This window comes from Mucilaginibacter sp. P1_A3 (assembly GCF_056406855.1).
On sequence record NZ_JBFTZJ010000008.1, the window covers coordinates 17,600 to 32,125 of the forward strand.

Annotated in this window: 13 protein-coding genes and 1 tRNA gene; 5 read left to right on the forward strand and 9 right to left on the reverse strand. The window is 40.5% G+C overall.

What is annotated here, in order from left to right; translation table 11 throughout:
* Nucleotides 1–122: 122 nt before the first annotated feature.
* Nucleotides 123–371, forward strand: a complete 249-nt coding sequence (locus AC1D0K_RS17555) for a hypothetical protein (RefSeq protein WP_477390750.1) — start codon at nt 123–125, stop codon at nt 369–371.
* A gap of 32 nt (nt 372–403) precedes the next feature.
* Nucleotides 404–1,780 carry a glycoside hydrolase family 43 protein gene (locus tag AC1D0K_RS17560; protein ID WP_477390752.1) on the forward strand — a complete coding sequence of 459 codons (1,377 nt, stop codon included), beginning with the start codon at nt 404–406 and terminating at the stop codon, nt 1,778–1,780.
* A gap of 385 nt (nt 1,781–2,165) precedes the next feature.
* On the opposite strand, the gene AC1D0K_RS17565 is transcribed toward AC1D0K_RS17560, so the two are convergent.
* The 5 genes from AC1D0K_RS17565 to metG all read right to left on the reverse strand — a co-directional run bounded on the left by AC1D0K_RS17565 (nt 2,166) and on the right by metG (nt 7,236).
* The gene (locus tag AC1D0K_RS17565) at nt 2,166–2,852 is read right to left on the reverse strand and encodes a nucleotidyl transferase AbiEii/AbiGii toxin family protein (protein WP_477390754.1); all 687 of its coding nucleotides are present in this window, start codon (nt 2,850–2,852) and stop codon (nt 2,166–2,168) included.
* Nucleotides 2,810–3,316 (reverse strand): DUF6922 domain-containing protein, encoded by a 507-nt coding sequence (locus AC1D0K_RS17570; protein ID WP_477390756.1) that lies wholly within the window; start codon nt 3,314–3,316, stop codon nt 2,810–2,812. Before AC1D0K_RS17570 ends, AC1D0K_RS17565 begins: the two co-directional genes overlap by 43 nt.
* 102 nt (nt 3,317–3,418) lie before the next feature.
* Nucleotides 3,419–4,702, reverse strand: coding sequence for a site-specific integrase (locus AC1D0K_RS17575; protein WP_477390758.1), 1,284 nt, complete (start codon nt 4,700–4,702; stop codon nt 3,419–3,421).
* Nucleotides 4,703–4,961: 259 nt separating this feature from the next.
* Nucleotides 4,962–5,033 (reverse strand) — tRNA-Arg (locus AC1D0K_RS17580).
* Between the two features lie 130 nt (nt 5,034–5,163).
* Complete coding sequence (metG, locus tag AC1D0K_RS17585) at nt 5,164–7,236, reverse strand: methionine--tRNA ligase (RefSeq protein WP_477390760.1); 2,073 nt, start codon at nt 7,234–7,236, stop codon at nt 5,164–5,166.
* A 113-nt stretch (nt 7,237–7,349) separates the two neighbouring features.
* On the opposite strand from metG, the gene AC1D0K_RS17590 reads away from it, so the two are divergent.
* The 3 genes from AC1D0K_RS17590 to AC1D0K_RS17600 all read left to right on the forward strand — a co-directional run bounded on the left by AC1D0K_RS17590 (nt 7,350) and on the right by AC1D0K_RS17600 (nt 9,748).
* Nucleotides 7,350–8,297 (forward strand): S66 peptidase family protein, encoded by a 948-nt coding sequence (locus AC1D0K_RS17590; protein ID WP_477390762.1) that lies wholly within the window; start codon nt 7,350–7,352, stop codon nt 8,295–8,297.
* Nucleotides 8,298–8,366: 69 nt separating this feature from the next.
* Complete coding sequence (locus AC1D0K_RS17595; RefSeq protein ID WP_477442655.1) at nt 8,367–8,771, forward strand: DoxX family protein; 405 nt, start codon at nt 8,367–8,369, stop codon at nt 8,769–8,771.
* Between the two features lie 83 nt (nt 8,772–8,854).
* Nucleotides 8,855–9,748: a hypothetical protein gene (locus AC1D0K_RS17600; RefSeq protein WP_477390766.1), complete on the forward strand. Its 894-nt coding sequence runs from the start codon at nt 8,855–8,857 to the stop codon at nt 9,746–9,748.
* Nucleotides 9,749–9,802: 54 nt separating this feature from the next.
* Here AC1D0K_RS17600 and AC1D0K_RS17605 read toward each other — a convergent pair whose 3' ends face one another.
* The 4 genes from AC1D0K_RS17605 to AC1D0K_RS17620 all read right to left on the reverse strand — a co-directional run bounded on the left by AC1D0K_RS17605 (nt 9,803) and on the right by AC1D0K_RS17620 (nt 14,512).
* Entirely contained in the window at nt 9,803–10,507 is a 705-nt protein-coding gene (locus tag AC1D0K_RS17605) for a hypothetical protein (protein ID WP_477390768.1), read from the reverse strand.
* Nucleotides 10,508–10,604: 97 nt separating this feature from the next.
* On the reverse strand, nt 10,605–11,588 hold the full coding sequence (locus AC1D0K_RS17610) for a hypothetical protein (protein ID WP_477390770.1): 984 nt from the start codon (nt 11,586–11,588) through the stop codon (nt 10,605–10,607).
* A 372-nt stretch (nt 11,589–11,960) separates the two neighbouring features.
* On the reverse strand, nt 11,961–12,860 hold the full coding sequence (locus AC1D0K_RS17615) for a DUF1735 domain-containing protein (protein ID WP_477390772.1): 900 nt from the start codon (nt 12,858–12,860) through the stop codon (nt 11,961–11,963).
* A 41-nt stretch (nt 12,861–12,901) separates the two neighbouring features.
* Complete coding sequence (locus AC1D0K_RS17620) at nt 12,902–14,512, reverse strand: SusD/RagB family nutrient-binding outer membrane lipoprotein (protein ID WP_477390774.1); 1,611 nt, start codon at nt 14,510–14,512, stop codon at nt 12,902–12,904.
* Between the last annotated feature and the right edge of the window lie 14 nt (nt 14,513–14,526).

Genomic DNA, 14,526 nt, shown 5'->3' on the forward strand with positions numbered 1-14,526 from the left:
GTTTTGCAGACATTGATCAATTAGACCTTAATTTAATCATCAATGTCCAATCCGTTATCAAGAGATACGGTGACAGATGCAAAGACTAAGCTTACCTTCTTTTTGTTGTAATCTGAAAAGTGATGAGATCAGCTAAGCAACTGTGGCCGGTAAAACATTATTGTAAGAAAGTCAGGACGGAGCCAGACATTGCAAATGACTCACCCAGGCCGAACGCAGATATTGATCCCACCATATGGATAGATGACGATGGCACCACCTGGATGTTTTGGGGAAATGGTGATTGCTATATGGTTAAATTAAAACTTAATCTGGTGGAGATTGACGGGCCGGTCATCAAAGTTCGGTATAGAAAACAACAGAAGGCCTAAGTATTACTGGCAAAAAATGAATGAAAAACACAATGAAAATCTTTTACCTCTTAACTTATTTGCTGATCGTTTCCGCAACGGTCTTTGGGCAGAACCCGATCATACAAACCAAGTATACCGCCGACCCGGCACCCATGGTTTATCATGATACTGTTTTTTTATACACCGGCCATGACGAAGATGATGCCTTTGGATTTAAAATGCAGGATTGGCTTTTATACACATCTACGGATATGGTTAACTGGACTGACCATGGCGTTGTTGCTACATTAAAAGATTTTCAATGGGTGCCAGAGGACAACGGAGCCTGGGCACTGCAATGCGTTGAACGCAACGGGAAATTTTATTTATACTGCCCGATGCCTAATGGTAGAGGGATTGGTGTTTTAGTTTCAGATAGCCCGTATGGGCCTTTCAAAGACCCAATTGGGAAACCACTAATAAAAAACAGCACGCAAGACATCGATCCAACTGTATTGATCGATGATGACGGCCAGGCCTACCTGTATTGGGGAAATCCAAACTTGTATTATGTTAAATTAAACAACGATATGAGTTCCTACTCGGGCGGTATCGTTAAAGATACTTCTTTTGCTAAAGTCCCCGGGAAGCCGGACAGCTTTCATTACCAGGAAGGCCCCTGGGCATATAAACGCAACGGACATTATTATATGGCCTATGCTTCTACCTGCTGCCCCGAAGGTATTGGGTACGCAATGAGCGATAGCCCCACCGGGCCGTGGGTTTACAAAGGCAGTATCATGGATGGTGATCAGCGATCACCAGGGAATCACCCGGGGATTATTGATTACAAAGGCAATTCTTATGTATTCGGTTTCAACTATAATATTTTAAAGCAAACCATGTCCAAACATTATGAAAGGCGTTCAGTAAGCGTTGAAAAAATAGTTTATAATGACGATGGCACAATTCAAAAATTGCCATTCTGGACAGTGGCCGGTGTACAACAACTGGGTAAATTAAATGCTTATGAAAGGGTTGAGGCCGAAACAATGGCCTATAGTGAGGGGCTCAAAACGGGAAGTGCTACGGAATGGGAAAGGAATGTACCGTGGAATAAAGGAAAAAAAATTGCGGATAGGCTGTTTGTTAGCTCTATTAATAATGGCGACTATCTTAAAGTTCAGGGTGTTGATCTTTCCTTAGGGGTGTCTTCTATTGAGGTGAATGTCGCCGCCTTGCATGGCGGAAAAATGGAGATCTATGTGGACAAGATCGACGGCCCGATGCTGGGTTTAGTAAACGTGGTCCGATCTGGGGAAGGTGATATTTGGAATACCATTCAAACGCCGGTGAAGTCTATGAAAGGAAAACATGACCTATACTTCGTATTCAGGGGGGAGAAAGATTTATTCTACTTTGATTGGTGGAAATTGAATAAGTTTTAAAGCAGGGCTATCGGAAAAGTATCATACCGCATCTGGGCCAAAACCAGGTACATGGAGTCTGAAAATATTAAAATCAAATTGGGTGCCCCTATTTTTCTGCTATTTTGAATTTGGTATTAGCGGAACTTTGATCTTTTGTAACATTTTCCTGTAACCATCCGTCTTTTTCAATTCAAAACCGAACGGCCATATGTTGTCCTTTTCGTTATTTTTAAAAATAGCTGGTAAATAATTTAAAGTGTTTTGTCTGGTATTGAAAAATGCCCTGAGCACGACCAAACAGCATTTATTGAGATGCTTCAACCCGTTAAAAGATTACTTCAGAATTAAGCCAAGTGCGCAATTTTGTTCACCTTCCGCACGCATAGCACACTTAAATACTGAATTACATTTTGCGCCGGAAGCCTTTTTTGGGGCCTGGTTTAATTTCAGATGCCAGTTGCCTTCTTAAAATAAGATCATGTTCAGCTATGGCAACTTTAATCGACTTTTCGATAGCTGACCATTTAAACTTATCGTTAATAAGCAGGATCTCGGTTGTAAAATCTATATCATGGTGATGAAGCAGTGAGAGCTTCACCTGATGATTATCAGTATTAGGGTATTTGGTTGAATAAGCCTCGATGATTCGCTGATAGGGTATTTCCTTTAACAAATAATGAATATCCACAAAATCCTTTACCCGTGTACCGTTGCCAACGATAGCATTGATCTTCATGGCAGCGATATCTTCCAGGCTAAGCATCCGGATACCTTCTGGATCGAATACCGAATTTACGTGGGGGTAGTTGTGCAACAACATGTCCAGTTTTACACCATTGATATGACCGGTTAAAAAATTGTCACGCGCATTTAAGATGGTTGCCTGGTGATTATCGGTTAAGTACTTAGCCAGTTGCAGCCCATTAAAATTATCGACAGTGAAAAGATCTATATCTATGGATAACCGGTGCCCAAGCATTAAGGAAAGCGCCGTGCCGCCTACCAAATAAAATGTTTTTAATTTTTCATCACCCATCAAACGATGGATTAATTCCAGTGTTCCTGGCGTAACTGTTTCCTTGTGTAGCATTTGAGTTGAGTTTTGCTCAACTGAAAATAGGTACAAGCGGCTTCTATGCCGTGGTTGGTTAAATAAGGTATATCCTCTGTTAATGCATTAATTACACGGTTCCTGCCATAAAAGCTAATCATGGTTTCCCATTCTGCCGGTCCCCCCCTTTCGATGATACGTTCTATAACAGTTCGGTAACTCCGCTGCCAGTCCATTTTATCATAATCGAACTCCCAGATTAAATGTTTTGGCAGGTCGGGCTTAGGTGATCTTTGCTGTACCGGTTTTCTTTCTATGCGGATCTCCTCATTTTCAAAAGGGATCTTTCTTTTTGACAGGTAGTTATTGAGCGTGTTATAGTTATAAGCGGGATGGTCTTCACAGAAGTTTTTCAGACTGGAGAATACTTCCATACTATGTTCAGCCAGTTTTTTCCACTGAACTACCAATACGCGCCGGTTTTGATCTGTCTGTTCCCGCATTACACAAAGATACCTAAAATTATTTTTTTAACCAATATTGCACAATATTTGTCAAGTGAGTCATTAAAATTAAATTTCCATATCATAACCGTTCGTTATGTCTTAACGAAACATGCTGACCACGCGTCCCATTTCAATTTGTTCCGGCTCCGCAGGCTCAATGTTGCCCTTATCATATAGCCGTTCTTCAAGCTTCTGCATATCCTCACTTGTTTTGCTATCTAGAACCTTGGCGTAATGTTGCGTTGTCTTAATACTATTGTGTCCAAGCATTTTTGAAACAGTTTCCATAGGAACCCCATTTGATAAAGTAACTGTGGTGGCAAAAGTGTGCCGTGCCATGTGAAAGGTTAATGTTTTGGTAATACCACATAGGTCTCCGATTTCTTTCAGATAGCTATTCATCCGCTGGTTGGTCAGTACCGGTAATAAAAGCGAGCTGCGTACGCAAATAGGATGGTCTTTATAACGCTCTATAATTTGCATCGCCTCTTTTAACAAGGGGATATGCGAGGGAGTATCCGTCTTATGTCTTTTAGTAAATACCCATAACTTGCCGTTGTCGCCTTTAGCTATTTCGCCTGGTGTTAACTTCTGGACATCGATATAGGCCAGCCCCGTATAGCAGCTGAAAATAAAAATATCCCTCACGACATTCAGCCGTTCGACACGCAATGCCTTATTGCGGATAACCTCCAACTCATGCTTAGTTAAAAAAGTTCTTGGCGAAGGCTTTGCCGTCGATTTATAGTGTAGAAAAGGATTGGCGACGATCCATCTGTTGGCCAAGCAAAGGAGAATTATCTTTTTCAAGTGCTTCACATATTTGTCGGCAGAAATAGGGATACAATTCTTTTCCGTCCGCAAATAGAAGTCATAGTCTTTAATAAAATTAAAATCGACTTTCCGCAATTCATAATCCGGGCGCTTAAATTTCCAATCGATAAATTCCCGCGCATGTTTAAGAGAGCTTTTAAAAGTTTTAAGTGTATTGGCGCCAAAGCCCCTGCCAATCAAGGATTCCATCTGTTTATTGTGATCGCTGAAAATCTCCAACAACATTTTAGATTTCTTTCCTTTGCCGTCAAGTTCGTTCCGCAAGGTATCTGCCGTGATCTCTTCTTCGCTGTCCAGCAGGCGGGTATGGATACGTTTCAGCTTGGCCAGGATACTGTCTAAATGGGCATTTAAACTCCTTGCATCCTCCGTATTTCCACGGGCTTTTCCGCGTTTTTCGTCCCATTTTTCAGGTTCGATTCCTCGCCCGATAGTTGCTTCACTCCTTTTTCCGTCCACGGAAATACGCAAATAGATAGGTAGATTGCCTGATTCATAGCCCTTTACCTTCTTCAGGTAAAAAAGCAGGTTAAAATTTTTAGTCTTCATTAACTCACCAGTTTTTGTTCACAAATCGTTACAAACCTACATTTACAGGCCTCGAAAATCAAGATGTTCAAAATTTGAACATCTTGACAATCAGTTGATTATGTCACTTTTGGTGAGTAAATAGGCAAGTGCCCAAAAAACGCTCTAAAACTCACCAGAACAGTGAAAAAAGATGCATAAAATGGTCATTTTCCCAAAATCAGAAAGCCTGCAAATGTTTGATTTACAGGCTTTTGATTGTTTTTGAATTAAGCGTATGTGGTCCCGACGAGAATCGAACTCATATCTAGAGTTTAGGAAACTCCTATTCTATCCGTTGAACTACGGGACCGTTATAGCTGATAAGGGCGGATCCTTTATCAGCTTGCAAAGGTGCAAATTATACCTGAAAAATCACATGCCTTAACAGCAAATTTTTATAAGCCTAAAAAACGCCCTTTTTAAATCCAAAATCGGCATTTCTACCTTACCACTGCTCCATTATGAAAATCATTTACCGGCGCAACGAAGCTTAGTTTGCCTTCACTGTTCTCGGCCATCAGGATCATACCTTGCGATAATATCCCTTTAATCTCACGTGGTTCCAGGTTTACCAGTATGCTTACCTTTTGGCCAATAATGGCTTCCGGCTCATAATATTCGGCAATGCCCGATACTACCGTACGCTCATCAATCCCGGTATCAATGGTCAGCTTTAGCAGCTTTTTGGTTTTGGCTACTTTCTCTGCTGCCAGGATAGTGCCCGTGCGGATATCCATGGTAGCAAAAGATTCATAGTTGATATTTTCCTTCGCGGGTTGTACATCTATGCTTTTTGCCGGGGCTGCCGCAGCTTTTTTGTCGTACAGTTTTTGCAGCTGTTGATCTATTACCTCATCTTCTATCTTCTCAAATAATAAAGAAGATGGGTTTAGTTGATGTCCGTTATTAAAATAAATCTCCTGGTCGTAAGGGATAACTTCATCCGGCCAGTTAAGCATGCCGATGATCTTTTTAGCAGTTGCCGGCAAAAACGGCTGCGCGGCCGCGGTTAAGTGTCCAATTATAAACAAACAGTTATGCAGCGCTTGCTTAGCATCCTCCGGATTGGTTTTAATTGTTTTCCAGGGCTCTTTTTCGGTTAAGTAACGATTACCCAGGCGGGCAATGTCCATTACAGCCTGCAACGCCTGGCGATAGCGGTAAGCTTCCAGGTTTTTTTCTATCTCATCATAACAAATGCCTATTTCCGTGTTCAGATATTCGTCGTTAAGTTCAATTTTATCGGTGGTGCTTTCAATTTTGCCACCGTAAAACTTATGCATCAGTATCATAACCCGGTTAACAAAATTACCCAGTATGGCGACTAACTCGTTATTAATACGGGCCTGGTAATCTTTCCAGGTAAATTCGCTGTCGCTGGTTTCAGGTAAAATGGAGGTAAGTACATAACGCAGTTCGTCCTGCTTGCCCGGAAATTCTTCCAGGTACTCGTGCAGCCAAACGGCGTGATTACGCGATGTGGAAAGCTTATCGCCCTCTAAATTTAAAAACTCATTGGCAGGTACATTTTGCGGCAAAATATATTCACCATGGGCATGCAGTATAGATGGGAAAATAATACAATGGAACACAATGTTGTCCTTACCAATAAAATGCAGCAAACAGGCATCATCCTGCTCATCGGCCTGCTTTTTCCAGTATAGCTTCCAATCCTTATCGTTATCAATAGCCCATTGTTTGGTGGCAGAGATATAGCCTATTGGCGCATCCATCCAAACGTACAGTTTCTTGCCTTGTGCTTCTTCCAATGGTACATCAATACCCCAATCCAGATCGCGGGTCATAGAGCGTGGCTGCAGGCCCGATTTTAGCCATGATTTACACTGACCAAAAACGTTCGTTTTCCAACTGTCTTCTTTAGTATCTATCCATTGCTCTAACCAGGGCTGGTATTTATCAAGCGGCAGGTACCAGTGCTTGGTCATTTTTAAAACAGGTGCTTTACCACTTAAAGTAGATACCGGGTTAATCAGATCGGTAGGGTTTAGTGATGTACCGCATCTTTCGCACTGATCGCCGTAAGCATTCTCATTATGGCAATTGGGGCAAGTACCGGTAATATAGCGGTCGGCCAAAAACTGTCCGTAATCCTCATCGTAATATTGCTCGCTCATTTTTTCAATGAACTCATCCTTCTCATACAAATTCAGGAAAAACTCCTGCGATAAATCATGATGTATTGGCGACGACGTGCGGTGATAAATATCAAAAGCTATCCCAAACTGTTCAAAACTTTCTTTTATCTGGGTATGGTATTTATCAATGATGGCTTGCGGTGTGGTGCCTTCTTTTTTTGCTTTGATGGTAATGGCGGCGCCATGCTCGTCCGAACCGCAAACATATAATACATCCTTTTTTTTGAGCCTTAAGTGTCTTACAAAAATATCGGCCGGCAGGTAAGCGCCTGCAAGGTGACCAATGTGTAGGGGTCCGTTGGCATAAGGTAAGGCCGATGTAACCGTATATCTTTTATATTTGTTGAGTTCTGACATTAAAAAGCGGCTTTATAAAAATAATTGGCAAAGATAAATTATTTAAGTTGGAAAAGACCGAACACAATGAAGTCCGGCAGACGGATGCCAAAAAAAATTTATTAATATTGACGATGGATAATCCAGCACCTATAGTTTCCTCTTCACTTTCATCCACACACACCGCTGGACTTCCGCCCTATCTAAAAAAAGGCGATAAAATCGCGATCACCTGCCCGGCCAAAAAGCTGCCAAACCCGATGACGGATGCTATCGCGCTTTTACAGTCATGGGGATTAGAGGTTGTTTTGGGCGAAACTGTTGATGCTTCATACCACCAGTTTGCGGGCGACGACGAATTAAGGGCAAAAGACCTGCAACGTTTTATTGATGACGATAGTATTAAGGCCATTATAGCGGCACGCGGTGGCTACGGTACCATCCGGATGATAGATAAGGTTGACTTTAGCAGGTTTGCACAGAACCCTAAATGGCTTATTGGCTTTAGCGATATTACCATACTGCATGCGCATTTGTTTGCCAATTACGGCGCGCAAACCATTCACGGGCAAATGCCCATAAATATCCCCGACGCCTCATCCCGGTCATTGGATACTTTGCGAAAAACCTTATTTGGGGAACAACTCAGCTATCAATTACTCCCACACGCCTCCAACCGGGGCGGAGAGTGCGCCGGAATACTGATTGGCGGGAATTTATCATTATTGATTGCCATCTCTGGCTCAGCATCGGATATAGACTATAGCGGTAAGATCCTGTTTATAGAGGATGTGGGCGAATACCTGTACAGTGTTGACCGGATGCTGCGCTGCCTCGACAGGGCCGGCAAGCTTAAAAGCCTTGCGGGTTTAATTGTTGGTGGCTTTACCGATATAAAGGATAACGATATTCCATTTGGGCAAACCGTACCAGATATCATTATGGATATTGTGAAGGATTATAATTACCCGGTTTGCTTTGATTTCCCGGCGGGGCACATACCCGATAACTGCAGTTTAATATTAGGGCGCCAGGTTGCATTAAACGTATATGACCAGCAGGTAAACGTTCAGTTTGCCTGAATCAGAATATCCAATTAAAGAATTAACAAAATAAATCGAGCAATAAAAACTAAAAATATATTATTATATATGGCACTACTTAGCAAATTAGGCAATTACAAAAACACAGGACTATTAATCATCCGTGTGGGTTTAGGCATCATGTTTATTTATCATGGATACCCCAAACTTATGGGTGGCGTAAAAGGCTGGGAACAGCTTGGCGAATCAATGAAATATGTGGGCATTCATTTTTTACCCGTAATGTGGGGATTACTGGCGGCGGTGACCGAGCTATTAGGCGGTTTCCTGCTTATCATTGGGCTTGCTTTTAGACCAGCATGCGTGTTCTTGCTAATCAACCTTATTGTTGCAGCGCTATTGCAACTGCGTACAGCCGGCCTGGGCGACGCTGCACACGCCATTGAAGATGCTATTATGTTTGCCGGCCTTATTTTTATTGGCCCAGGGAAATATAGTGTGGATAAAAGGTGAGTTTGGCATGACAAAATACGGTGTTTTCACGGGTTGTATTAACCTAAACAATAAATGATATTTATCTAAAATTAATATTATTTATGAAGAAACAATTATTGTTGCTTAGCGCAACTATCCTGATCACCGGGTTAACATCCTGTAAAAAAGAAAACAGTAAACTAGCCGATTCCCCTGGAACTAAAAATGGGCCGAAACTTATTGTAAATACGCTTCCTGCAGCCACTTACAATGAGTTATATCTAATTGCGAGAAAACCAGGCGAGAATTACGACACCTACTACGGTACCTTCCATGGCTCTAATGTTTATGTAGTTGGCACGCCAGTATATGACCAAGTGAGGTATCCTACTCTTGCAAATGGTGTACCCTGCATGGCACAGTCAATGTATTCAGATAACGAAGGCACAATAGATGTTGTGAACACAGGACCCGATGGCAATGTCTTTCAAATATCACAAGGACACATGTTATATACAGATTACAACCAAATACATTCAGATTTTTACAATTATTTTAACGCTGAGAATACGTGGATAAAAGCAGGCGCAACTGGTGTTGAACCAAGCATTTTTTCATACGTAAAACGTGATTATAAATCTTCAACTTCTTCATTAGACCCCTTTTTATATGTAGGCAAGCTCATAAGGGTTACAACAGGAAGCCATTGGGCGCTTGCAGAAATTGATTACCCGAAGCCTGTAGCATCTACAGTTAAACCTACAGATGGCGATTTAAACGTTACAATTGTCGATCCTCTGAACCCTCATGATTACTATCAACTAATTGGCGAAAAGAACCAAATACTATTTGCTATTAAATTGTATGATAATATTGCAAGCACGGGAGTGAGGGTATTAGCCTCGGGCATGTATGCACGGGCACAACCAGGCACAGTAATCTACCATTTTGCTGGAACCGCTATCAGAGCCGACGGAAGTACTTTCACCTTTAATATAACTGAAGATCTATCTTAAATTAAGGTATAAAAAGAACGCCGGTTTGTTAGCCGGCGTTCTTTATAGATATCCTTATTGATTTAAATAAGCGCCAAGCTTCGCAAGAAAAACCTCATCAGTGTCCCCGCTTTTATGTTCGTTATAAAATGTAATTACCTTATCGGCATCGGCTGCAAACACCTGTTTTATAGCCCTGTTTTTTAGGCTTATCTTTTGCGGCGCGGATGTTTTAGCATCAACCACGTAATACGTGGCTTCATCAATGTATTCGTCATATTTATTCCCGCTCGATGAGATCCCATCATTTTTATAATCCGATTTTACAAACCTTGTTTTGGTAAGCTTATAAACTTTATACCTACTGCCTGTTGCCAAAACCTGGCAATAATGGGTGGCATCAATGGCGGGCAGATATTCAAACGCCATCGGGCTATCATTTTTATCATAAATAACAAAACTTTTAGCGTGTTCTTTATCAACCGCTATAGCCGTTTGCTTATCCTGGCTTAACAGCAGCGCCCCTCCAATTTTATCGTAATTAAAAGTATAATTTTCGCTGTTGACAGCGTTTCCCTTACTATCCGTTACATTACCTTTAGTCCAGACATCAAAAAGGAACCTGCTACCTTTGGTATCCTCTTTATTGGTCAAATTATAAGCCATGCCAGTACCGGAGTTAATACCAGTGGCCGAGATGCTATTTGTGCCGGTTTGAGCCTTTAACGCCCCGCCTGTTGCAAGGCATAATGCAATGGCTATTACAAATACGTTCTTCATTTTAAATCTTTATAAATACCTCTAAAACAAACGAAATAAAAATGGACCATTAGAAAAAGTCTAACGGTCCATTTTACAATATAGTCTTTAAAACTTGTTAATTCAATGAATCGGCAAGGCTCTTCAAAAAGTTTTCATCAATATCGTCATCCGCATGCGCGTTGTAAAATGATTTTACTTTGTCAGCATCTACAGCAAAAGCCTGTTTAATTGCTTTACTTTTTAATGCTATTTTTTGCATAGCCGATGTTTTAACATCAAGTACATAGTAGGTAGGCTCATCCACATACTCATCATAGCGATTACCGCTTGATGTCATTCCATCGGTTACATAATTAGCTTTTACAAAGGTAGTTTTGGTAAACTTATATACTTTATACTTACTCCCGTCTGATAATACCTGGCTATAGTGTGAAGGATCAATATTTGTAATTAGTTCATAAGTTTCGGGCAAATCAAGCTTATTATAAATAGTAAAGCTTTTTATTCGGTCTCTGTCCACATCAACAGCGGCGCGTTTATCCTGTGTTAATAAAAGCGAGCCATTTATTTTATCATAGTTAAAAGAGTAGTTATCATTCTTAATTGGCGTCCCTGTTTTATCAACTACGTATCCTTTTGCCCAACTATCTACTAAATACCTGTTACCTTTAGTATCTTCTTTACGGGTAATATTGGTGTACATGCCACCCTGTTCTTTAACATTAAAATAGGTAAAACCGTGAGTAATGTTCAGATCTGGCACTGTGGTGGTTATCTTATCAGGATCATTCAGATTACGCGCCTTGAATGAAGATTTTCCGGGTGTGAGCACCACAACCAAATTTTCCTTCGGGCTCACTTTTTCATCTTTATATCCTTTAGCATAAACCACAATAGTGGCGTTGCTTTTTATCGGTATAGTAAAAAAACCTGTTGAGTCTGTATAAGTGGCCGTTTTTGCATCCTCCTCCTGTATCAAAGCAGACGCGATGGCCTGTCCTTTTTCATTCTTTACGGTACCGGATGCGGTTATAGATTGTGCCATTGTCAGTTGAACAGCTGCCAATGTAAAAATTGTTGATAAGATTAAGTTTTTCATTACAAATGATAATTAAGTATTAAAGTTAAATATAAACATATTCAAAATCAAATATTTACTTATATTAATAAAACACCCTTCATCATCCGCAAATCATATTACTGCACTATACATAAAACTATGTGCTGCACGCTCTATTTTAAAAGAATACCTTTATTTCGTGTTACATGCAACAACAAAGTTTTTAGGTAACTAAAACAACTGACGCAACTACTTTAATAAACATCAAGATCGTATTTATAATAATTCAACGGGTTATTATGCTTGCTAAAAGTAAGATGCGAGCGCAACAATCCTATATCTCCTAAAATAAAAAAGAGGCTGCATCATGATGAGCAGCCTCTTTTAAAATCATATCACATCAATTACGAATTAATTTTTATGATACTTGTCAATGATATATCTAAAATTTGAGCCATTGAATGCCTGATACTCTATTTCAAATACCTTATTAGCAGGATCTAACGTCTTAAAGGTAGGTCCTTGAGTTGCGGTAATGGTATTCGGAGTCCATCCGGTAGCCACACTTGCCGCATCAAATTTCACTTTCCAATTAGAGTAAGTTACCACACCTGCAGTAACAGTCCGGGTAAATGTAATATCGTATTTTACGTGATTATTATTGTAACCGGTTTCCATTTGAAACTCTGTAGGTGTAATTGGCAAAATAGCACCGGCCTGATTTTTGTTATCAACCAACGTAGGGCCTGTAGGAGAATCATTATTATACCTTGTATAATCATATTTGTAAGCTCCTGCAAAATCGTTGCCTATAAAATGAAAATAATGCACATTAAAGTTTGCTGATGTAGACACACCTGTTGCACTGGCTATTTTTACAGGCAGCATGTAACTCTTTGATGGATCAAGCGAACCTTTCTTAACGGTTAAAGTCAATGTAGCTAAACGGGTACCTGCCTTAATGGTCACTGAGGTGGCAGAGAAGGAAAAAGTACCAGTAGGCATCGGATCGTATAAAACAACTGGATTCGCTGTATTATAAGGGCCAATAAACGAATTGTCAGGCGCGATAGTAACCACAACGTCTTTCGTTGGCGGGTACTCGCCGGTTATATTAATTTGAAAATCTCTTGTAACATTACCATTGGCATCTGCGCCATCTGTGATCGCATCAGCACCAAAATAAGGCAAGCCGCTATGCACAAACTCGGCGAATGCAGAGATATTTGAAAAGTCCACGTTGGGCTTGTCTTTCAGGCAAGACGTAAGCGAGACGGTAAGGACTCCTAATACTATGATTAATTTTTTCATTTCTTTTTGTTTTATTAATTAATTACTAAACAATGCGATGCTTATTTCATCCAGAATATTTTGGACGTTAAGGCATCGGTACCACTACCACCAGCAGGAACATTTGCACCATTCAATGTGGTTTCGTTAACCGGATAAGGCAAACGATAAGGTATATGGGTTGCTGTATTACCAGGGTATATAGAAACCGGCAGATCTCTTGGAATCCCTAATCTTCTCCAATCGCTATATGACTCCAATGGATCAACTGAGTTCATAGCAGCCCATTTTTGTGTAATTAAGGTATTTATTTTATCTGTAGATGAAGCATAGTTAGTTAATTCATTATTCTGAGCTACATAAGCAGTGGCTACGGCATCATAATTTGCTACGCCAAGAAACCTGAATGACTCTTTAACAGCAGCATTGTATACAGTTGCAGCAGGAGAGTATGATAAATAACCACGTTGTATAGCTTCAGCCTGTAAAAATAAACTTTCAAAAGCTGGAAGCAATACCGCATCCTGACCTGGTCCTTTAGGTGTAGTACCACCTGCACTGTAACCTGTACCTAATATAGCAGAAATTACCGTATTAGATTCTGTACCGCTTGTGCTTCCATAAGCCCTGCCCTGAACGAAAGCAGGATCTGTTGCAGCGCCACCTGAACCTTTAGTTGGGATATAGATATAACCTAACCGGGCGTCATTATTGTTTTTGTAAAAATTAACACCATATGAATTTGCACGCCAGTAAGTGGTATTGGTACCATTTGAAGCTTGTGCATTTCCAATTACATCTAAATAAAACGGGTTTAACTGGTTATCAGCAGCATTTGAATAACCCGGGTTTACAGATGCATCTGTACCTGCAGGTAAAAAGCTATCCGCAGTGTAACCGCTAAATGCTGTTGCAGGGGCAACAGCAGGGCTGCCTTTTTCAGTTTGACGCATGTAAAGTTTAAGCTTCAACGTATTGGCAAACTTAACCCAGTTTTGCATTTCTGTTTTACCTCGTGAATCTGTAGCGGTAAAACCTTTTCCAAACATTACATCATAGTTCAGCGGAAATACAGCTGTTGACAATGGGTTGTTAAGGTTAGAATTAATTATTGTAACAGCCGAATCCAATTTAGCAGTAATGCTGTTATAGATAGACTGAGGCTCATCATATTTGTATGCAAAAGTGCTGTTAACAATTAAAGCCTGTGAGTAAGGCACACTGTTATACATATCAACCAAACGCTGATAAACGTATGATTGCATGATAGTTGCAATAGCTTTATAATAAGCCAGTGTAGGATCCTTGCTTGCTGTTTTTATTAACAGGTTATAGTTTGATAAGTTTAAATAAGCGTTGTCAAAGTTACCTACAAAGTTGTTGCTGGTTAACTGGTAAAGTACATAAGTGGTACTTGAAGTAAAACCACCGCTTTGAGTCCAGTAACCCATCCAGTTTTCAAAAACATCGGAGTTACCGCCCTGTACTAAATTGGTAGTACCTACCAATGCCGAGCTTAGCGTATATTTAGCAGGCGCCGCGGCTGGCGAGTTAGGGTTAACATCATTGATATCAAATGTTCCCTTTTTACATCCCACTATACCCGTAAATATCACAGCTGTGAAAAGCAAACCCAAGGTTACTTTCCGCTTAAATATTGTTGTCGTTTTCATTTTCATTTCAATTT